The following is a 20,008-nucleotide window of genomic DNA, read 5'->3' as shown; positions in this document are numbered from 1 at the left end:
GAATTGCGCCTAAGAATGCTATAAAAGGCAGGGTTTTGCAAATGTTGCCCATAAAAAAGCGGGCCAAATGGCCCGCAGAAGACTTTAAGGAAGCTGGTCGCTACAAGCAACTCTTGTTGTTATGTGGCTGGATCTCAGACCTTCCGTTTAATCTTGAATCCATGAGCGCAGTATAGGTGTTGCTAAATTAACAACGCTTGAATCTATTAATTTTTTTTATTGCTAACTGTAAGTGACCTTAAGCCATTAACTTAAAACTCAGATCAACACAGATCAGCATAAAGCGACACCGCTTATCCTAGGTCATTCTATTGAGTTGCAGCGCACAACAGTAAGGCTTGATCTAGGTTCTGCATTCCTTTAACCTGCAACTAAGAAAAAGTTCGAGAGTTTCAATCGTTTTGGAGGCAAGGATGATGTCTTCTAGTCGTGTCAACACTACTAAAAAGGCTACAGTCGCCTGTAACAACTGCAGTTTGAGTGAGCTGTGCTTGCCGCGTGGTTTAACTAAAGAAGAATTAGCTAGGCTAGAAACTGCGATTAGTAAAGCCACGAAAATCAACAAAAAAGATTATCTGTATCGACGTGATGATCCGCATCAAGCGATTTATGCGGTGAAATCTGGCTCGCTGAAAACCTCGCTATCGACCTTGGAAGGTGAAGAGCAAATTTTAGGCTTTTACCTACCCGGCGATTTGGTGGGTTTTGATGCATTTGCTAACAGTAAACATAGTTGTGATGCGCAAGCCTTAGAGGATACTTTTGTCTGTGAACTGCACATGGATGCTTTCTATGAGCTCTGTGGCAGCATTGCGAGTATGCGCAGTGGCATGATGCGACAAGTGGGCATGGAGATTGGGCGTGAGCATCAATTACTTTTAACTCTAGGGCAAATGCGAACTGAAGAGCGGTTAGCAACTTTCTTGATTGGGATCGCAGAGCGTAATCAATCACGGGGGTTTTCAGCGCGTGAATTCTATTTGCCCATGCCTCGGCATGATTTAGCCAATTACTTAGGCATGGCGGTCGAGACCTTAAGCCGGATGTTTTCACGCCTTCAGGACGATGGCATTATCAGAGTTAACCATCGTCTGATTGAGATTTTAGCGCCAGAGCGCTTGAAAGGGTTAGGCCATCACCAATGTCGCTAAAGACAGCACTTTAGTAAAATCTTAAAGTACTTTAGAAAATAATTGAGTCGCAGAACGCTGTTTTAGGCGGGTATCAAATACCATGCAAATAACGCGCACTAAAAACCGTCCGCGTGCAGTTACTTTAATTTGATTGGCATGGATTTCGAGTAATTGATCGGCTTGCAGGGGGGCTAGTTGTGCTAATTCAGCTTGAAAGTAGCGCTTGGCATCCATTGCAAATTTCTGACTGAGTGTGGTTAAGTCGAGGCTAAATTGGCAGGTCAATTGCTGAATCACATAGCGCCGGATTTGATCATCTTGGTTTAAATTCAGGCCGCGTGTGACGGCTAATTGCCCTGCATCGAGGGCTGCATAATAAGCCTCAGTGGTTTTTTCATTTTGGCTATAACAGTTAGCGACTTGGCTGATTGCGCTTACACCCATCGCGACTAAATCACTCTCGGCATGGGTGGTATAGCCTTGAAAATTACGCTGCAGTGTTCCTTGTTGTTGGGCGAGGGTTAGTTCGTCCTGCGGTTTAGCAAAATGGTCCATGCCAATATACACATAGCCTGCTGCGGTGAGTTGTTCTACCGCCGTGTGTAAAATGGTTAGCTTCGTTTCACTGCTCGGTAGTTCAGCGCTATTAATCCGCCGCTGGGGCATAAATAGGCTGGGTAAATGCGCATAATTGAACAATGAAATCCGATCAGGTGACCAGTCCAGTACGGTGGCTAGGGTTTGGTTAAAGCTGGCTAAAGTTTGCCGTGGTAAGCCATAAATCAAGTCAATACTAATGGATTTAGCAGCGTGGCGGCGGCAGCTTTGAATAATAGCTAAGGTTTGCTCAGGGGATTGAAGACGATTCACTGCTCTTTGTACGTGCTCATCAATATCTTGCACACCGATACTAAAGCGGTTAAAACCTTGTTCAGCAAGTAATTGAATCGTTTCAGGGGTGACTGAGCGCGGGTCAATTTCAATCGAATAATCGCCTGTACCATCCGTTAATACATTAAAATGCTGGCGAGTTTTAGCCATTAACGCTGCTATTTGAGCATGATCTAAAAAAGTCGGTGTGCCGCCGCCCCAATGCAATTGCTGCACTTGACGATCAGGGTCGTATAGGGCTGCTTGGAGTTCGATTTCACGAAATAAATAAGCTAAATACAAGCTTGCTTGTTCGCGGTTTTTGGTAACGATTTTATTGCAGGCACAATAAAAGCAAATGGTCGAACAGAAGGGGATATGGAAATACAAAGACAGGGGTAAAGGAATCAGGTCTTCATTACTTTGCAGGGCTTGGCTGAGGTAGTCGGCAGCTGCAAAATCCTTAAACGAAACGGCCGTGGGATAGGAGGTATAACGTGGTCCTGTAAGGTCATAACGGCGTATCAGGTCTGGGTCAAAATTTATACTTTTCATACTGAGCCTCGACGAATACGTGCATCGGTTAATCTAAAAAGCACTTTGGCTAGTTAAGCTTGAAGCCTAAGCTAGCATGGCGGTTTTAGTGCAAAGCTAGCATGACTAAAGTCAATAGAGCGCTCTAGATTAGCCGCAGATCCTGAAAACTGCAGACTCTTTGATCTTTATCAGGATTTGAGTGATGGCTAATCGAGTGAATTTAGAGTTCATCCTCTTCTTCATCTTCTAAGGCAGAGCGACTAAAAAAGAAGGGGTCAAACATTTCAATAAAGCGCTTGGCTTGAGGAGTAAAAAATTTGCCTTTACGCACAATTAAGCCATAGTTGCGTGAGGGAAAGTAGTGATCAAGTGGAATGGCAACAATTTTATCATTCGGTGTCAGGCAGACATCGGTGACAATCGAAATACCTACGCCTAGCTCAACATATTTTTTAACAATTTCCCAGCCACCTGCTTCCATACTGACGGTGTAGGCGACTTCGTGCTGGCGAAATACAGTATCAATCATGCGCCAAGTACTTTGATTTTTAGGCGGTAGAATCAAGCCATAAGGGCTAATATCTTCTAAGCTGATATTGATTTGTTGGGTGAGTGGATGACCTTCTGGGACGATTAAAATTGAGCGAAAATTTTCAAAGGGTTGATAAATAATACTCTCGGGGATTTGTAGTAAAGGACCAATAGCGAGGTCAACCTGATCTTCTAGTAAGAGCTTCATCCCACTTTGGCCTTCTACCGTATGTAGATTAATCCGAATACCGGGATAAGCCTCTTTAAATTGTTGAATATACTTGGGCAAAACATACAGCGAGGTTGATTGACCTGTGGCAATATTCAATTCACCCATTTCCATTTTGCCAAGGCTAGCGGCAAAGGACTCACGTAAGCCATCAATTCCGGCTGCTAAGGGTTGTACCAGTTGATATAACACCTTGCCTTCAGGGGTGAGCTTGACGCTAGGGCCACGTCGTTCGAGTAGTTTTTGTCCCATTTCACGCTCAAGCGCTTGAACTTGGAGAGAAACGGTCGGTTGACTGATATGCAGTTGTTCAGCGGCATGAGTGATGTTTTCTTTTTGAGCCACAACACAAAAGGTACGCAACAGCTTGTAACGAGTCTGTTTGTAGTAGTGCATGATGTTCCTGGGTGCTTTTAAATGAAGACTAGACTTTTTTACTATTGTGCAGATCAATAGTAAAAATTGAAACAATTGATTTTAATAAATTAGACAGGATTTGTTAATATTGCCGTCATCAAACATTCATGTAATGTTATCTCATGCTAACTGTGGTGCTTGCGGCGTTCCTAGTGGATGCCGCTCTTTTTGCCCGCCTGTCACTGTAGATGCACTCCCTTCCATTTTTAGATAAGCTAGCAGTCCCCTTTTTAGCCAAATTTTAACATTTCGGGAGATCCAAAATGGCTGATTATATTTTGTGGTTTGATCAACTCGGCATGCATGATGTCAATATTGTCGGGGGCAAGAATGCGTCATTGGGGGAAATGATCAGTCATCTTGCCAAGGTCGGTGTCAGTGTACCCGGTGGCTTTGCAACGACAACCGATGCCTATCGTGATTTTCTACAATATGAGGGCTTAGACGCTCGCATTAATCAGCTGTTAGCGAGCTTAAATGTAGATGATATTCAGGCTTTAACCACAGCGGGCAAAACGATTCGTGATTGGCTGATGGCCGCCCCTTTGCCACAAGCTTTATTAGCAGCTGTCACCAAGGCTTATGAAAAATTAGCCGCTGGTTCAGGTGATACGGCTTCTTTTGCCGTGCGTTCTTCGGCGACCGCTGAAGATTTACCCGATGCCTCCTTTGCAGGCCAGCAAGAAACCTTCTTGAATGTACGCGGTTTAGAGCAGGTGATTGCCGCGATCAAAGAAGTGTTTGCATCTTTATATAATGATCGTGCGATTGCCTATCGTGTGCATCAGCGGTTTGAACATGACAAAGTATTTTTGTCTGCCGGCATTCAAAAAATGGCTCGCAGCGATATTGGGGCGAGCGGTGTGATGTTCACCTTGGATACTGAATCGGGTTTCCGTGATGCGGTGTTTATTACCGGTGCTTACGGTTTAGGTGAGACGGTTGTGCAGGGCGCGGTTAATCCTGATGAGTTTTATGTCTATAAACCTAATCTGGCGGCCAAGCGCCCCGCGATTTTATCGCGCCGCTTAGGGGCAAAAGCGATTGAGATGATCTACGACACGCAAGCGGGTGCGCATAATAAAGCGACGTTAACCCGTGATGTTGAAGCGGGGCGTCGGCAGCGCTTCTGTTTAACAGATGAGCAAGTCGAATCCTTAGCCCGCCAAGCAGTGATTATTGAGCAGCATTATGGTCGGCCGATGGATATTGAGTGGGCTTTAGATGGGGGCGATGGTCAATTGTACATTGTTCAAGCCCGCCCAGAAACAGTAGAAAGCCGAGCCAGCAGTGTGGTCGAGCGCTATCAATTAGCGGGCAAAAGTAAAGTGCTTGCCGAAGGGCGCTCCATTGGTCAGAAAATAGGGCAGGGAACTGCTCGAATTATTATGAGTATTGCCCAAATGCATGAGGTGCAAGAGGGCGATGTGCTGGTGACGGATATGACTGACCCTGATTGGGAACCGATCATGAAGCGTGCCTCGGCGATTGTCACCAATCGGGGTGGGCGTACCTGTCATGCAGCGATTATTGCGCGTGAAATGGGGATACCAGCAGTAGTTGGTTGCGGTGATGCCACTACGCAGATTAAGAAGGGTGATCAAGTAACGGTTTCTTGTGCCGAAGGCGATACTGGTTATATCTATGAGGGTTTACTCGGCTTTGAGCGGATGACGGCGGATACCGGTAATCTTCCCGAGCTGTCGGTAAAAATTATGATGAATGTGGGTAATCCTTCGCGTGCTTTCTCGTTTTCGCATTTGCCCAATGAAGGCGTGGGTTTAGCCCGTTTAGAGTTCATCATTAATAATACGATCGGGATTCATCCGAAAGCTTTATTGGAATTTGAGCGCTTACCCGAAGACTTAAAAGCAAGTATCGGTGAAAAAATTGCCGGTTATTCAAGTCCCGTCGGTTTTTATGTGGATAAGCTGGTTGAAGGCATTGCCACTTTAGCGGCTGCTTTTTATCCGCATCCAGTGATTGTCCGTATGTCGGACTTCAAATCGAACGAATACGCTAATTTATTAGCCGGTGATCGTTACGAGCCGCATGAAGAAAATCCTATGATTGGTTATCGTGGTGTATCCCGTTATTTATCCAGTGCCTTCCGTGATTGCTTTGAATTGGAATGCCAAGCCTTACGTAGAGTACGTCATGACATGGGCTTAACCAATGTACAGGTGATGATTCCTTTCTGCCGTACTTTAGAGGAAGCCCAACAGGTCACAGAGCTACTCGCTGCCCAAGGCATCCAGCGTGGTGAGCAAGGTTTACGCTTAATTATGATGTGTGAGATTCCTTCGAACGCGCTGTTGGCTGAAGAGTTTTTAGAGTATTTTGATGGGTTCTCGATCGGCTCGAATGATATGACGCAGCTTTCCTTGGGTTTGGATCGTGATTCGGGTTTAATTGCACATTTATTCGATGAGCGTAATCCTGCGGTGAAGAAGCTCTTGAGTATGGCGATTGAGGCTTGTAAAAAGCAGGGTAAATACGTGGGGATTTGTGGGCAAGGGCCTTCAGATTATCCTGATTTTGCCGCTTGGTTGCATGAGCAAGGGATCAGTAGTATTTCCCTGAACCCCGATACCGTGGTGAATACTTGGTTGCATTTAGCCAGCCTTGAGAAATCAGCCTAAGCTAAGGAGGACGGTATGAGCAGGCAAAAACGCACCGTTTACTATTTGTCTGACCGTACAGGGATTACTGCAGAAACTTTGGGTCATAGTTTATTGACCCAATTTGATGGCATTGATTGGAATAAAATTAATGTCCCTTTTCTGGATACGGTCGCCAAAGCGCATGATTGGGCAGCACGAATTAATGCAGCGGCAGAGCGTGATGGCTGTCGCCCCATCGTATTTAGTACCTTGATTGATGATGAGATTCGTAGCCTGATCGCTCAGGCGAACTGCATGATTTATGACTTTTTCGGTACTTTCATTGGTTCGATGGAGCAAGAATTGCAACAACCTTCAGCGCATGCAGTAGGGCGCTCACATGGTTTACAAAATAATTCTTCTTACTTTAATCGGATTGCCGCGATCAATTATACCCTGACCAATGATGATGGGGTATCAGCCAAGAATTTTAATGATGCTGATATTATTTTGGTGGGTGTTTCTCGCTCAGGCAAAACCCCGACCTGTCTCTATCTAGCTTTACAATATGGGATTTCAGCTGCCAATTATCCACTCACTGAAGAGGATATGGATGCGTTGCGGTTACCTAAGCTGTTAGATCCCTATAAGCATAAACTATTTGGCTTAACCTTAAGTGTGGAGCAATTACATTTAATTCGCCAAGAGCGGCGTCCGAATAGTCGCTATGCTTCGCTTGCGCAATGCCAGCAAGAGCTGGATTGGCAAGAAAAATTATATCAGCGATTAAACATCCCCTATATTGATACGACGAATATTTCTATTGAAGAAATTAGCACAATCATCCTGAATCGTAGTGGTTTGAAACGGCATTTATACGGGCAGTGACAGTTGCTACGCAGACATGCGAAGATGTGTGTCTTTGCCTGTGAGGATGGAAGATGGTTGCAAGGGTTATTGATGGCAAGCAGGTCGCAGCTCAAGTTCGCCAAGAAGTAAAAGATAAAGTTGCAGAACGCTTGGCTCAAGGTAAGCGCCCCCCCGGTTTAGCCGTCATTTTAATCGGCAACGATCCTGCCTCCCATGTGTATGTCAGCAATAAACGTCGTGCCTGTGATGAGGTCGGCATTGTTTCGCGTTCTTATGATCTGCCTGCAGAAACGACGCAGTTTGAGCTATTAAAGATTATTGATCGTCTCAATAATGACCATACAGTGGATGGTATTCTGATTCAATTGCCCTTGCCTGCGCATATTGATACTTCCTTAGTGATCGAGCGGATTGATGCGGGTAAAGATGTCGATGGTTTCCATCCGAGTAATGTGGGTAAATTAGCTTTGCGTATTCCGGGCTTACGTCCGTGTACGCCTTATGGTGTGATGCGCCTATTGGAATCTGAAGGCATTAAGTGTTTAGGTAAACATGCTGTGGTTGTGGGCGCTTCGAATATTGTCGGTCGACCAATGGCCTTAGAATTATTATTAGCTGGAGCCACTGTGACGGTGTGCCATCGCTTTACACCTAATACGCCCGAGCTAGTTGCGCAAGCTGATATTTTAGTGGTTGCTGTGGGTAAACCTAAATTTATCCAAGCACAGTGGCTCAAGCCGGATGCAGTCGTGATTGATGTAGGGATTAATCGTTTAGAGACTGGGCGTTTAGCGGGTGATGTGGATTATGAGGCAGCTAAAGAAAAAGTTGCTCTGATTACTCCAGTACCGGGCGGAGTAGGGCCGATGACCGTCGCGATGCTGATGAGAAATACCTTGAGTGCTTGTGAGAAGCATCAGTTCTAATCAAGTGCGAATCGCGTCTAAATCTAAGCCTAGCCTAAAGCTAACAAGGCAAGATTTGCTTAAGCTTGCCTTGTTAGTTGAGAAAATTAAGCCAGTGATTCGACCAATCACTTAAAGTGAATCGACGGGTTTAGTTTTTCTTTGGAGGTTGTTGAGCTAATTTCTTCAAAACATCATCGGATAAAGCACCCGATTCACGTAAGCGGCGAATGACAGAAGCAGGTAAGCACACGATATCTGAAGCGGCAGCGGGTAATAGCTCTTTGCCACCACTGCATAGACGCCGCTTATCATCCCCTTCTTTAGTTTTCGCGGGATCTTCAGCTAAATAAGCTGCATTCACCCAGCCATTTTGGCCAGCCCAGCGTACTAATTCAAAAGCAACATCTCCACCTTTGGCGACTTTGCCTATTTTGGTAATCCAAGTGGCATTATGTGGAATTTCTACGGCAATGGCAGATTGATTACCTTCTTCCACATACATCATTAGGCTCTGGCCAGCGGTTAAACCACGCACTGAGAAAATAGGCACAGAACGGAAAGGCAAGCCTTTAGCTTTTTCTGGATAGCCGCAACAAACCTTTTGATCAGCAGGTACTTTAGGATCAACTAAGCAAGCCCGCCGTGCTGCGGCGATACTGGTCGATTCAGCATCATAACTTAAAGCGCTAGATTCAACCCAACCGGTCATATCATCCCAGCTAACCTTTTCCCATAAGACATTACCGACTAATTGTTGGGCATTCCGACGCACCAGCCAAGTCGCATTGTGCGGAATATTGACTAAAATGCCTTCGCCGGGTTTTTTATACATTTTTAGCACATTGCCGGGCGTCCGACCTGCGACTTGATAAATTTTAGAGCTATCTGCTGGCAAGGTGAGAGGAGCTGCGAGTGCTTGTAAAGAGGCAGTCAGCAGAAACGCGCCCGCCATGAAAGCGGGGATCATCTTTTTAAGTAATTGCTTGTCCATGTTTCCTCCGATGAAAAAGACTAGGCCGCTAGATTGGAGAGTCTTTATCTTCGATCTAAACTTAAAAACCACCTAAGGTGATGGTACACAGGGTGACACTTCAACCCAACACTATAAAAGTGTAGCGCATGATTAACGCTTGATAGCTAAATCATGATTTTTCCGCAACGGCTAGGATACTATATGTTGTAAAAAAGTCACAGAAAAACCACTGATAAAGCTTAGTTTTAAACTGCTGAACGGTTGTTTTCTCGCCGAAATAATAACATTGCATCACCATAACTAAAGAACCGATAAGCTTGTTTAATGGCATGTTGGTAGGCCGCTTTGATTGACTCATACCCCGCAAAGGCAGAGACTAAAATTAACAAGCTGGATTGCGGTAGGTGGAAGTTGGTGATTAAAACGTCCACGACTTTAAATTCATACCCCAGTTTAATAAATAAACGGGTATCGCCCGTGTAAGGTTGAAGACTACCCGCTTGTGCAGCTGTTTCTAGGCTACGGACTGAGGTTGTCCCCACAGCTACGACTCGTCCTCCGCGTGCTTTGCAGGCTCGAATAGCTTCGCAGGTGGCTGCACTGACTTCAACATATTCCGCATGCATCTTATGTTGTGACAAATCTTCCGTGCGTATTGGTTGGAAAGTGCCTGCACCGACATGCAAAGTGACCGTCGTGCTGGCAATTCCTTGTTCAGCCAGTTGCGTTAACAGTCTGTGATCAAAGTGCAATCCTGCGGTAGGGGCTGCAACTGCACCTAGCTTTTCTGCATAAACAGTTTGATAACGCTCACGGTCGGTCGCTAAATCGGGGCGTTCGATATAAGGGGGAAGGGGAATATGCCCATATTGATCTAATAATTCAAAAAAGTTGGCGGGTTCAGTCAGTTGCAGTTGAAATAGCTCACCTTCACGCTCTAATATGATGGCCTGAAAAGCACCTTCTAGCTCCAATACTGTACCGGCTTTGGGTGATTTACTGGCTCGAATATGTGCCAAAGCCCGCTGTGGGGTTTGAATCCGCTCGATCAATACTTCAAGTTTGCCACCACTAGCTTTTTTCCCATACAAGCGAGCAGGAATGACTTTGGTATTATTGAACACCAATAAATCACCTGCTTGTAAAAATTGGGTTAACTGATAAAAATATTGATCTTTCGGTTGAGGGCTACAGGGATCTAATACCAATAAACGGCTTTCAGTCCGCTCAGCCAAAGGTTGGTAAGCAATCAATTCAGGAGGAAGTTGGTAGTCGAAGTCACTAAGTTTCATGTCAGTATGATAACACTGCATAAAAAGACTTTCCAAATGGCAAAAACTTGGTAGAATACGCGCCACTACACCTTGCCGGGGTGGCGGAATTGGTAGACGCAGCGGATTCAAAATCCGCCGCTGGTAACAGTGTGCGAGTTCGAGTCTCGCCCTCGGCACCACGTTATAATCTAGATTAATCTAGTACATCCATAAAGCCTTGAATCTTAACGGATTCAGGGCTTTTTTGTGTCTAAAGCAAACTAATTTATCTATGAGCAGGTTAACCAAACAGGTAGATACAAGCTATTAGAGCAGAAAAGATTTCAAGAAATTTAGATACTATTCAATAGCATCAACTCACTCGGGTGGGGTCTTAAATAATACTGCCGCTCAATATATGGATGGGGATGCCGCCGAAAATGATGTTTAAGCAAAGTAATTGGCACGATTAAGGGTAGATAGCCTTGTTGGTAGTGTTGAATCGTTTCGACTAATTCAGCCCGATCTTCGCGATCTAGGTGCTCAGATAAATAACCCATTAAATGAGTCAGTACATTGCCTTGCTGCCCTCGCGATGCTCGTTTGGTCAGAATGTGCATGAGCTTTTGAATATATTGAGCATGTAGGTAGGTTAAATCCGCGTTGCCTGCTTGTGCAACCAGTTGCCCTAATTCGCGTAAGCCAGCTTGATCATGTGCCATGATCAAATATTTATGATCAGCATGAAACTGTACAAAAGCATGGGCATTAGGCGGTTCTTGCATGAGCGCTTGCCAGCGTTGGTAGACAAATACCCGCCCAATAAAATTCTCTCGTAAAATCGGATCACATAAGCGACCTTCTTCTTCTAAGGGCAGGTTGGGATAGGCTTGTTGCAAGCTGGCTGCAAATAGCCCAACACCACTGCGCTCAGGGGGCTGCCCTGTTGCAGGTTCTGCATAAACCTTAACTCGTTCCATGCCACAACTGGGAGAATCTTTTTTAAGAATAAACCCGCTGAGCTTGGCGAATTGAGGCTCAGCGAGCAAATTTTCGCTGGCGGCTCGCAAGGCTGCGGTCACATCGACCTGATGATTTTTGACTTGGACTAAGCGTATGTCCCCTGTGCGCTTCACTAAATGAATCGGTGGGCGAGGTATCCCTAAGCCAGCCGCGACCTCAGGGCAAACTGGGATAAATTCAAAATACTCACCTAAAGAATCCGTGATATAAGCATTATGTTTATGTCCACTGTCAAAGCGTACTGAATTACCTAATAAGCAGCTACTAATGCCCAGTTGTGGTTGGTGAGGATGAGTCATGGTCGATAGTTTGATCCTGTTAATGAGAGCTGGCGCTGGCGGAGTTTAATCGCTGCTGGCGCTGGTTTTGTTGGCGAATCGCCCCGATACTAAAGACGACCAAAGCCACCCAAATAAAGAGGAAAGCAATGAATTGCTGCTGAGTGAATGGCTCTTTGAGCAGATAAATTGCTGTCAAAAATTGCATCGTGGGATTGATATACATCATAAAGCCTACTGCGGTTAGGCTTAAGCGCTGGGCGGCCGAAGCAAACAGTAATAAAGGTGCTGCGGTCAGTGCACCTGAAAAGATTAATAAAAAAGTAGTTTGGAAGCCCTCCGAAAAGAGTTGGCTTTGCCCTTGGACTTCTAAGCCGATCCAAGCTATTAAGGCAAACGGTAAGAGGATACCCGTTTCTACCCATAAGCCTGTTAAGGAATCTACGGGTACTTTTTTGCGAGCCAAACCATATAAACCAAAGCTCGCGGCTAAGGATAAGGATACCCAAGGAACTACGCCTAATTGCACGACTAACCACAGAACGCCAATAAGAGCTAAGACAACCGCAGTTAAGCGATAAATGTCTAGGGATTCCTTGAGAAACACTCGTGCTAATAACACACTCACCAGCGGGGTAATGAAATAACCTAAACTCGATTCAACTACTCGATCTTGACCTACCGCCCAGATAAAAATCAGCCAATTCGCCGCAATTAACAATGAGGAAATGCACAAGCCCAGCAAAGTTTTAGGTTGGCTGAGCGCTAATTTAATCGCTGACCAATGTCGCAGGACGAGAGCAATGAGAGTGACGAGTAAAAACGACCAGGTAATGCGTTGAATCAGGACTTGCCAAGGGTCAACATGCGTCAGAAAGTGGAAATACCAAGGAAATAAACCCCAAATAGTATAGGCAGTGAGGCCATACACCAAGCCGAGTTTTTGTTCGGAGATCTTCATGTGGGTAGGCAGCCTTAGACTTCATTCAATCGAGGCATGAGCATGACTAAATTGCAGGGCTGGGTGCGATAATCCAGTTGTGCTTCAATTAATTGATCCCAAGCTAGGTGACAAGCATCACTTGACCCCGGTAAACAGAACAGATAGGTGCTATTGGCAACGCCAGCAATCGCCCGAGATTGCAGGGTAGAGGTTTTAATCGCTTGATACGATAAGACCCGAAACATCTCACCAAAACCTTCTAGTTCTTTATCTAATAAAGGTTTAACCGCTTCAGGCGTGCCATCACGTCCCGTGACGCCGGTGCCACCCGTGCTGATAATAACATGGATGTTTTCATCCAAAATCCAGCGTGAGACAACAGCACGAATCGCATATTTGCTATCAGGCACTAATTCGCGTTCAAGGCATTGATGGCCTGCCGCTGTGAGTTTATCGACTAACACTTGGCCTGAGCTGTCATTCGCTAAGGTACGGGTATCAGAAATAGTCAAAACGGCAATAGCCAGAGGCTTAAAATCGGCGGTACTCATCATAAAAATGGATGCTAAGGAATCAAGCCCCTAGTATAAGCCAAGATCAACGTTCAGCGTTACAACCACTTTTTCCAGCGGAAAATCCCAAGAATAAACAACACAATGCCAAACATCGCTAAAATAACCAATATAAACCCATAATGCGTTGTTAAACCCGGCATATGCTCGAAATTCATTCCATAAATACCCGAGAGTAGATTTAAGGGGAGGAAAATCACGGAGGCAATCGTTAGGACACGCATAATGTCATTCATACGTTGATTGCTGGCGGAAAAATAAATTTGTACTAAATTCTCTAAGTCATTTTGGCAAATTTCAGCGTCACGGTCGACTCGATTGAAATGCTCTTGTACATCGGTCAGGCGGGTGAGAATGCGTGCATCCATTTCCATGCGCTCATCGCGCCATTCATCTAATGCAGTTTGCTGTGGCTCAATTAAGCCAAGGCGGTATTGACGTAATAGGCTACCGGCCTTTAGCAGGCTCGCCCAATTTTGAAAACGAGCCGTTGATTTGAGCATTTGAGTTTGCCAATCTTCCAACTGCTCTACAAACGAGATTCTTAAACTCAAATATTGATCGGTTAACCAACTTAATAACAAACACAAAACACCATCAGGAGACAAAGGTGCACGCACTCTTGAACCACGCAACCAGCGGCTACGGATTTCATCAAAATTAGTTTTGTTAGTGTTATGAATGCTCAGTAGCAGCTTGCCATAAACAAAGAAAACAATCGGCGCTGAATCGACTTCGAAACTGGATAGTTGGGTGTTGGCGCAGTTTAAGGCACGAAAAATGAGCATTTCATAGCGTTCAGTATCATCATGAAAGGGCGGGTGATTCGGATTCGCCGCATCCTGTGCATGTTGCTCTTCTAGGATTAGTCCAAACTCTTGTTCAACAAAATTTTGCCAATCGGTATCCGTTGCCAGTACATCCAGCCAAATCATGCCTTGACTGGTTTTAATCTGTTCAGGGCGAATCAGTTGTGCTTGTTGAGTTTGAGCGTCAAATAAAGTGATATACACGCAGCGAACCTTTCTAAAATACAGGTCTAAAATACAGGAATAAAGTTGTTTTTATGCCGTGGAGCTACCATACAATTTTCGATACAAGCCATCTTGCTGGATCAATTCTTGATGATTGCCTTGCTCAATAATTGTGCCGCCTTCAAACACTAAAATTCGATCCGCTTGGCGGACGGCGCTTAAGCGATGCGCAATAATGAGCGTTGTGCGATTTTGCAAAAAAGTGTGTAAGGCCGTATGGAGCTTCTGCTCAGTTTCCATATCCAAAGCTGAAGTGGCTTCATCTAAAATCACCACTTTAGGATCAGAGAGTACCATCCGTGCAATCGCCAAACGCTGACGTTGCCCGCCCGACAAACGCAGACCTTGCCGTCCAACTAGAGTTGCTAAACCCTCGGTTTGTGCACGAACCGTCTCTTCCAATTGCGCAATCCGTAAAGCTTCCCAGAGTTTTTCATCCGGTAAGTCTTGGCCTAGGGTCAAATTAGCGCGCAGGGTATCATTAAATAAAGCGGGCTGCTGCAAGACCGTGGCGACATGTTCACGCACCACATCTAAACCGATGGCAGTGATCGGAATCTCATCGAAATAGAGTTGGCCTTGCTGGGGTTGATAGAGGCCTAATAAGATTTGTACAAAGGTTGATTTTCCGCCGCCACTTGCACCGACTAAAGCCACTTTTTCACCTGCAGCAATGGTTAGGTTCACATCGACTAAAACCGGGGGCTTATCGCCATAGGCAAAGGTAACCTGCTCAGCGCGTACACTGACGGTGTGTTTGTTTTTAAAAGGATTTTGTAGATGTGGATAGATCGGTTCGGATTTAAGTGCTAGGAGTTGGTTAATCCGCTGCAGGGCGGCCTTGGCTCCAAACCAGCCATATTGAATATTCAGAATTTCTTGCACGGGTCCCATCATAAACCATAGATAGCTGAAGACGGCAAGCATTTCTCCAATCGTTAAATCAGAAAACACCACCATTAACATGGCAATGGCTCGAAAGACATCAAACCCAGAAATAAAAATACTGAAGGATAATTTATTGGCGGCATCACTGCGCCACGCGAATTGCCCAGCTTGATTTTTAACCTCAGCCGCTAGCTTGATAATCTGTTCGAAAAAACTCTGAGCACGGTTGCTGGCGCGAATTTGCTGAATTGTATCTAAGGTTTCGGTGAGGGCTTGTTGGAAGAGTTCAAAGGCGGTGTTTTCTTTTTTCTTTAGCTCTTTAACATAGCCGCCCATTTTGGTAGTCAGCAAAATCACCACGGGATTTAAAATTAAGATAAATAAAGCCAGTTGCCAATGTAGCCAAAGCATCACCACAGTCACCCCCAAGAGGGTTAAGACGGAGACAATGAAGCGGCTAATCGTGATCCCCAGAAAATTATCAATGGTTTCAATATCCACGACCAAGCGTGAGCTGACTGTCCCACTGCCTAGGGTTTCATATTCAGCCATTGCAATCGTTTCAATATGCTCAAGCAAGCGCCGACGAATACGGAAGGTAATATCTTTACTGATTAAGGTAAATTCGCGGGTTTGCCAGACTGAAAAGAACAGCCAAGCCAGTCGTAAGCAAATTGTGATGACAGTCACTGCCAGCACATACAAAATCGGTCCATGCCAACTGCTCGGAAACAGCTGATCAATGAACTGCGTGAGTACACCAGGTTGTTTGAGTAAGACTTCATCGACTAACAGCGGAATCAGCAGGGGGATAGGTACACTTAAAACGGCAGTGAGAATGGCAATTAAATTCGCACGAATCAATAAGCCCCGATGCCGCATGGTTTGGCGAAAGAGGTCATTCCAAGTATAAACAACAGGCTGGCTAGCAGACATAAGCACTCAGCAATATCCAAAGCTGGCTATTGTACGAGTAAATCTAAATGGCTGCTAAATCCTTATTGACGGCTGTTCTTAGATTCTGAATAGTAGCTATTTTGCACGGCCTAGAAAGATGATGGAACAGTTCGGTGTCAATAGTTATTTAACTTATGTATTGGGCGTCATTATGATTGTGTTGCTGCCCGGCCCTAATTCTTTATATGTATTGGCCTTAGCGGCTCAACAAGGGGTGCGTGCGGGTTGGCAGGCGGCCTTAGGGATTTTTGTCGGGGATGCGGTTTTAATGCTAGCGAGTGCGGCGGGTGCGGTCACATTGCTCCAAACTTATCCGTTCATTTTTCATATTGTCCAATATGCAGGGGCTGCGTATTTGATTTATTTGGGGGTACGCTTGATCCTAGCTGCCATCAAAACTTGGCCGAAAAACGAACAGCTACAAACCGTCATTGAGCAGCCAGTTGCTGAACCTAAATTGGCTAAGCAAGCTTCACCCTTCGCTAAAGCGTTATTGATTAGCTTACTGAATCCCAAGGCGATTTTGTTTTTCTTGTCTTTTTTTGTGCAGTTTGTTGATCCCAAGTTTCCGCAACCTGCTTTATCGTTCTTGATTCTAGCGGTGACTTTGCAGTTTTTTAGTGCCTTGTATTTAGCCACTTTGATCTATGGCGGCAATTATTTAGCAGCCTCTTTTCGCCAACGCAAACGGTTAAGCGCTGTATCGACGGGCGGAACCGGTGTCGCCTTTTTGGGTTTTGCAGCTAAGCTTGCGAGTACTTCTGCACTAGCCTAGGGGTTAGGGGATTTTTGAGCATTATCATCTTTGAGCATTACCATCAATGCATTCATTGTATTGAGAGCACAAGGTGGGGTGTCAGATCTAGCACTGTTGATAGCTTGTGCTGTTCAGTGCTTTCCTCGATTGTTATCCGCAGTTTTTAGCTTCCTGCTTTCTTCCTATTTTTCTTCAAATGCTAACTAACCTGTGCCGACTTGGGTCTGCTAGGTGATTGTTTTTTAGTCTATTGTCTCTGTGTGCGGATTTGCATAAACGCTGATTACTGGTTGTTAACTCCCTTCATTTTTTTAAAAAAATATTGCAGTGCACAGATTTTTTGTTAACAATCAACTGAATAATCTTTCATTTATTGAGATAAATGGTATATTTGTCGGACTGATTGTCAACAATATGGAGCAATCATGTCAGCACAGTTAGATTTAGAAGCAGAAAGAACTTTATCAGATCGAGCCTCTAGCCGACTGACTCAAGCCATTGTGACGGGGGAGTTAGCACAGGGGCAAAAGTTAAGTGAGGCCGATTTAGCCACTCGCTTTGGGATTAGCCGTGGCCCTTTGCGCGAAGCTATTCGCCAATTAGAAGGGATGCGGCTAGTAACGCGAATTCCACATGCTGGAGCGCGGGTTGTGACTTTAGATAGGCCGATGTTGGCTGATCTTTATCGGGTGCGAGAAGCCCTAGAAGGGATGGCTTGTCGGATGGCGGCTCAGGCTATGAGCCAAGAAGAAATAGATACTTTATTCATGCTGCTAGACCAACATGAAGAAGCTATTAATGCAGCGGATGGTTTGGCTTATTTTCAAAGTGAAGGGGATTTTGATTTCCATTTTCAGATCGCTTTGGGTAGCCGTAATCAGATGCTGATTGATTTGCTCGCAGGTGAACTCTACCAATTGCTAAGAATGTGCCGTTATCGCACCAGTCACTTAGCCAAACGGACTCGACCTGCTTTGCAACAACATCGTCAGATCGCCGAAGCGATTGCAGAACGCGACGGAGATCTTGCTGAATTACTCATGCGTCGCCATATCAGCGGAGCATGGAAAAGTATTAGCCAAATTATGGAGAATAACCCATGACTGAGCCATTGACCCCCGGCCAAAAATTTCGCCGTGCTGTCGAAGAGCATCATCCTTTACAAGTGGTCGGGGCTGTAAGCGCCAATAGTGCCATCATTGCAGAAAAAGTAGGGCATAAAGCATTGTATTTATCTGGCGGTGGAGTCGCCGCCTCATCCTTGGGGATTCCAGACTTAGGGATTACTACGCTGCATGATGTCGTTGAAGACATTAAACGGATTACGGCCGTCACTAGTGCACCTTTATTAGTTGACATTGATACTGGCTGGGGGGGCGCTTTCAATATTGCCCGTGCCACTCGCGAAGTCGCTCAAGCAGGTGCAGCTGGTTTTCATATTGAAGATCAAGTCATGCAAAAGCGCTGTGGTCATCGCCCGAATAAAGCGATTGTCAGCCTCGAAGAAATGGTGGATCGCGTCAAAGCAGCTGTAGATGCGCGCACCGATGCCAGCTTTGTGATTATGGCGCGGACGGATGCTTTAGCGGTTGAAGGTATGCAATCAGCGATTGATCGTGCGATGGCTTGTGTGGAAGCAGGTGCGGACATGATTTTCCCTGAAGCGATGAATCAGCTCGAGCAGTATGCTGAGTTCACTCAAGCAGTGCGCGTGCCGGTATTAGCGAATATCACTGAATTCGGGGCGACCCCGCTTTATACCACCACCGAGTTGGCTAGTGTGGGTGTCAAGTTAGTGCTGTATCCCTTATCGGCTTTCCGTGCGATGTGCAAGGCTGCCGAAAATGTCTACACCCACCTTTTACAAGACGGTACTCAAAAACAAGTGCTCGATACCATGCAAACTCGCATGCAGCTGTATGACACCATTGGTTATCACGCCTATGAGCAAAAGCTCGATGCATTATTCGCCAAGCAGGGCGCAGAGTAAGGAGTCAACTGAGATGTTTGAGCAAGTACTACCTAAAACCAAAAAATCAGTCGCTTTATCAGGCATTGCTGCGGGCAATACAGCCATTTGTACGGTTGGGCGCACCGGTAATGACTTGCATTATCGCGGTTATGACATTCTAGATTTTGCAGAGCAAGCAGAGTTTGAAGAGATTGCGCATTTACTGATTCATGGCGTTTTACCCAATCCTGCCCAATTAAAAGCCTATAAAGCTAAACTAAAATCCTTCCGTGGGTTGCCACTTGCCGTTAAGCAGGCGATGGAAGCTTTACCACCTTCAGCACATCCTATGGATGTTATGCGTACAGGTTGTTCGGTATTAGGAACTTGTTTGCCTGAGAAAGAAGAGCATCCTGTCGCTGAAACGCGCTTAATGTTGGATCGCTTAGTGGCAAGCTTTGGCTCTATGCTGCTGTATTGGTATCATTTTGCGGTCAATGGTAAACGGATTGATGTCGAAAGCGATGAAGACTCCGTGGGGGGGCATTTCTTGCATTTATTGCATGGCAAGCGGCCTAGAGCCTCATGGATACGTGCTATGCATACTTCATTGATTTTATACGCTGAGCATGAGTTCAATGCCTCTACCTTCACGGCACGGGTTATCGCGGGGACGAACTCCGATGTTTATTCCTGTATCACTGGGGCGATTGGTGCTTTACGTGGCCCCAAGCACGGGGGCGCGAATGAAGTCGCTTTCCGTATTCAAAGTCGTTATTTCACACCAGATCAGGCTGAAAAAGATATTCGCGAGCGGGTGGCTAATAAAGAAGTGATTATCGGCTTTGGCCATCCGGTCTACACCATTGCTGACCCACGCAATGAAGTGATCAAGCGCGTGGCTAAGCAACTCTCTGACGAAAATGGTGATCTGACCATGTACAAAGTCGCCGATCGCTTAGAAACCGTGATGAAAGAAGTCAAAAATATGTTCCCGAACCTTGATTGGTTCTCGGCGGTTTCTTACAACCAAATGGGTGTACCCACGGATATGTTCACACCGCTGTTTGTGATTGCACGGACAACAGGTTGGGGCGCGCATGTGATTGAGCAGCGCGAAGATGGCAAGATCATTCGCCCAAGTGCGAATTATACCGGCCCTGAAAATGTGCAGTTTGTCCCCTTGGCTGAGCGAGCTTAATTCAGAACGCCTCCCTAATCCTCCTCTAATCAAAAATGGGAGCTTGGGAGGGGGTCAACCTACTACAGAATTGAATAAGT

17 protein-coding genes and 1 tRNA gene are annotated in these 20,008 nt (G+C 45.5%); 9 read left to right on the top strand and 9 right to left on the bottom strand.

Going from position 1 to position 20,008, the window contains the following annotated elements:
• The first annotated feature begins 413 nt into the window (after nucleotides 1-413).
• Nucleotides 414-1,151: a fumarate/nitrate reduction transcriptional regulator Fnr gene (gene fnr, locus B5D50_RS16510; RefSeq protein WP_078923758.1), complete on the top strand. Its 738-nt coding sequence runs from the start codon at nucleotides 414-416 to the stop codon at nucleotides 1,149-1,151.
• Between the two features lie 21 nt (nucleotides 1,152-1,172).
• On the opposite strand, the gene hemN is transcribed toward fnr, so the two are convergent.
• Nucleotides 1,173-2,558, bottom strand: coding sequence for an oxygen-independent coproporphyrinogen III oxidase (gene hemN, locus B5D50_RS16505; protein WP_078923757.1), 1,386 nt, complete (start codon nucleotides 2,556-2,558; stop codon nucleotides 1,173-1,175).
• A 202-nt stretch (nucleotides 2,559-2,760) separates the two neighbouring features.
• Nucleotides 2,761-3,696, bottom strand: coding sequence for a LysR family transcriptional regulator (locus tag B5D50_RS16500; protein ID WP_078923756.1), 936 nt, complete (start codon nucleotides 3,694-3,696; stop codon nucleotides 2,761-2,763).
• Between the two features lie 284 nt (nucleotides 3,697-3,980).
• Between B5D50_RS16500 and ppsA the strand changes: the two genes are divergently transcribed.
• Genes ppsA through folD form a run of 3 tightly spaced genes read left to right on the top strand, consistent with a single transcriptional unit; the run spans nucleotide 3,981 to nucleotide 8,116 of the window.
• Nucleotides 3,981-6,359: a phosphoenolpyruvate synthase gene (gene ppsA, locus B5D50_RS16495; protein ID WP_078923755.1), complete on the top strand. Its 2,379-nt coding sequence runs from the start codon at nucleotides 3,981-3,983 to the stop codon at nucleotides 6,357-6,359.
• A 15-nt stretch (nucleotides 6,360-6,374) separates the two neighbouring features.
• Nucleotides 6,375-7,208, top strand: coding sequence for a posphoenolpyruvate synthetase regulatory kinase/phosphorylase PpsR (ppsR, locus tag B5D50_RS16490; protein WP_078923754.1), 834 nt, complete (start codon nucleotides 6,375-6,377; stop codon nucleotides 7,206-7,208).
• 53 nt (nucleotides 7,209-7,261) lie between these two features.
• Nucleotides 7,262-8,116, top strand: a complete 855-nt coding sequence (folD, locus tag B5D50_RS16485) for a bifunctional methylenetetrahydrofolate dehydrogenase/methenyltetrahydrofolate cyclohydrolase FolD (RefSeq protein WP_078923753.1) — start codon at nucleotides 7,262-7,264, stop codon at nucleotides 8,114-8,116.
• 130 nt (nucleotides 8,117-8,246) lie between these two features.
• On the opposite strand, the gene B5D50_RS16480 is transcribed toward folD, so the two are convergent.
• On the bottom strand, nucleotides 8,247-9,089 hold the full coding sequence (locus B5D50_RS16480) for an SH3 domain-containing protein (protein WP_078923752.1): 843 nt from the start codon (nucleotides 9,087-9,089) through the stop codon (nucleotides 8,247-8,249).
• A 227-nt stretch (nucleotides 9,090-9,316) separates the two neighbouring features.
• Nucleotides 9,317-10,363, bottom strand: a complete 1,047-nt coding sequence (gene queA / locus B5D50_RS16475) for a tRNA preQ1(34) S-adenosylmethionine ribosyltransferase-isomerase QueA (protein WP_159448661.1) — start codon at nucleotides 10,361-10,363, stop codon at nucleotides 9,317-9,319.
• A 74-nt stretch (nucleotides 10,364-10,437) separates the two neighbouring features.
• On the opposite strand from queA, the gene B5D50_RS16470 reads away from it, so the two are divergent.
• Nucleotides 10,438-10,524: transfer RNA gene (locus B5D50_RS16470), tRNA-Leu, on the top strand.
• Between the two features lie 153 nt (nucleotides 10,525-10,677).
• On the opposite strand, the gene B5D50_RS16465 is transcribed toward B5D50_RS16470, so the two are convergent.
• Genes B5D50_RS16465 through B5D50_RS16445 form a run of 5 tightly spaced genes read right to left on the bottom strand, consistent with a single transcriptional unit; the run spans nucleotide 10,678 to nucleotide 15,998 of the window.
• On the bottom strand, nucleotides 10,678-11,646 hold the full coding sequence (locus tag B5D50_RS16465) for a YbgA family protein (RefSeq protein ID WP_078923750.1): 969 nt from the start codon (nucleotides 11,644-11,646) through the stop codon (nucleotides 10,678-10,680).
• Between the two features lie 19 nt (nucleotides 11,647-11,665).
• A complete protein-coding gene (rarD, locus tag B5D50_RS16460) occupies nucleotides 11,666-12,586 on the bottom strand; it encodes an EamA family transporter RarD (protein WP_078923749.1) in 921 nt (306 codons plus the stop codon).
• A 14-nt stretch (nucleotides 12,587-12,600) separates the two neighbouring features.
• The gene (gene moaB, locus B5D50_RS16455; RefSeq protein WP_200807124.1) at nucleotides 12,601-13,119 is read right to left on the bottom strand and encodes a molybdenum cofactor biosynthesis protein B; all 519 of its coding nucleotides are present in this window, start codon (nucleotides 13,117-13,119) and stop codon (nucleotides 12,601-12,603) included.
• 59 nt (nucleotides 13,120-13,178) lie between these two features.
• The gene (locus B5D50_RS16450) at nucleotides 13,179-14,153 is read right to left on the bottom strand and encodes a magnesium transporter CorA family protein (RefSeq protein ID WP_078923747.1); all 975 of its coding nucleotides are present in this window, start codon (nucleotides 14,151-14,153) and stop codon (nucleotides 13,179-13,181) included.
• Nucleotides 14,154-14,204: 51 nt separating this feature from the next.
• Nucleotides 14,205-15,998 carry an ABC transporter ATP-binding protein gene (locus B5D50_RS16445; protein ID WP_078923746.1) on the bottom strand — a complete coding sequence of 598 codons (1,794 nt, stop codon included), beginning with the start codon at nucleotides 15,996-15,998 and terminating at the stop codon, nucleotides 14,205-14,207.
• 118 nt (nucleotides 15,999-16,116) lie between these two features.
• Between B5D50_RS16445 and leuE the strand changes: the two genes are divergently transcribed.
• The 4 genes from leuE (at nucleotide 16,117) to prpC (ending at nucleotide 19,928) form a co-directional block, all read left to right on the top strand.
• Nucleotides 16,117-16,794, top strand: a complete 678-nt coding sequence (gene leuE, locus B5D50_RS16440) for a leucine efflux protein LeuE (protein WP_078923745.1) — start codon at nucleotides 16,117-16,119, stop codon at nucleotides 16,792-16,794.
• Nucleotides 16,795-17,201: 407 nt separating this feature from the next.
• Nucleotides 17,202-17,879, top strand: coding sequence for a GntR family transcriptional regulator (locus tag B5D50_RS16435; protein WP_078923744.1), 678 nt, complete (start codon nucleotides 17,202-17,204; stop codon nucleotides 17,877-17,879).
• Nucleotides 17,876-18,766: a methylisocitrate lyase gene (prpB, locus tag B5D50_RS16430; RefSeq protein WP_200807119.1), complete on the top strand. Its 891-nt coding sequence runs from the start codon at nucleotides 17,876-17,878 to the stop codon at nucleotides 18,764-18,766. The genes B5D50_RS16435 and prpB overlap by 4 nt, the downstream gene beginning before the upstream one ends.
• Before the next feature lie 13 nt (nucleotides 18,767-18,779).
• Nucleotides 18,780-19,928, top strand: coding sequence for a bifunctional 2-methylcitrate synthase/citrate synthase (prpC, locus tag B5D50_RS16425; protein ID WP_078923743.1), 1,149 nt, complete (start codon nucleotides 18,780-18,782; stop codon nucleotides 19,926-19,928).
• Nucleotides 19,929-20,008 lie beyond the last annotated feature (80 nt).

Source organism: Thiothrix eikelboomii (genome assembly GCF_900167255.1).
Taxonomy (GTDB): domain Bacteria; phylum Pseudomonadota; class Gammaproteobacteria; order Thiotrichales; family Thiotrichaceae; genus Thiolinea; species Thiolinea eikelboomii.
The sequence above is the reverse complement of the archived record's forward strand: the minus strand, read 5'-3'. Positions and strand labels throughout refer to the sequence as shown.

What these genes read in the sequence shown, in the direction of transcription:
- hemN (WP_078923757.1), bottom strand. Translation starts at nt 2,558, where the DNA reads ATGAAAAGTATAAATTTTGACCCAGACCTGATACGCCGTTATGACCTT.
- leuE (WP_078923745.1), top strand. Translation starts at nt 16,117, where the DNA reads ATGATGGAACAGTTCGGTGTCAATAGTTATTTAACTTATGTATTGGGC.
- rarD (WP_078923749.1), bottom strand. Translation starts at nt 12,586, where the DNA reads ATGAAGATCTCCGAACAAAAACTCGGCTTGGTGTATGGCCTCACTGCC.
- B5D50_RS16435 (WP_078923744.1), top strand. Translation starts at nt 17,202, where the DNA reads ATGTCAGCACAGTTAGATTTAGAAGCAGAAAGAACTTTATCAGATCGA.
- ppsR (WP_078923754.1), top strand. Translation starts at nt 6,375, where the DNA reads ATGAGCAGGCAAAAACGCACCGTTTACTATTTGTCTGACCGTACAGGG.
- B5D50_RS16465 (WP_078923750.1), bottom strand. Translation starts at nt 11,646, where the DNA reads ATGACTCATCCTCACCAACCACAACTGGGCATTAGTAGCTGCTTATTA.
- B5D50_RS16480 (WP_078923752.1), bottom strand. Translation starts at nt 9,089, where the DNA reads ATGGACAAGCAATTACTTAAAAAGATGATCCCCGCTTTCATGGCGGGC.
- prpB (WP_200807119.1), top strand. Translation starts at nt 17,876, where the DNA reads ATGACTGAGCCATTGACCCCCGGCCAAAAATTTCGCCGTGCTGTCGAA.
- folD (WP_078923753.1), top strand. Translation starts at nt 7,262, where the DNA reads ATGGTTGCAAGGGTTATTGATGGCAAGCAGGTCGCAGCTCAAGTTCGC.
- B5D50_RS16500 (WP_078923756.1), bottom strand. Translation starts at nt 3,696, where the DNA reads ATGCACTACTACAAACAGACTCGTTACAAGCTGTTGCGTACCTTTTGT.
- fnr (WP_078923758.1), top strand. Translation starts at nt 414, where the DNA reads ATGATGTCTTCTAGTCGTGTCAACACTACTAAAAAGGCTACAGTCGCC.
- B5D50_RS16445 (WP_078923746.1), bottom strand. Translation starts at nt 15,998, where the DNA reads ATGTCTGCTAGCCAGCCTGTTGTTTATACTTGGAATGACCTCTTTCGC.
- prpC (WP_078923743.1), top strand. Translation starts at nt 18,780, where the DNA reads ATGTTTGAGCAAGTACTACCTAAAACCAAAAAATCAGTCGCTTTATCA.
- queA (WP_159448661.1), bottom strand. Translation starts at nt 10,363, where the DNA reads ATGAAACTTAGTGACTTCGACTACCAACTTCCTCCTGAATTGATTGCT.
- ppsA (WP_078923755.1), top strand. Translation starts at nt 3,981, where the DNA reads ATGGCTGATTATATTTTGTGGTTTGATCAACTCGGCATGCATGATGTC.
- moaB (WP_200807124.1), bottom strand. Translation starts at nt 13,119, where the DNA reads ATGAGTACCGCCGATTTTAAGCCTCTGGCTATTGCCGTTTTGACTATT.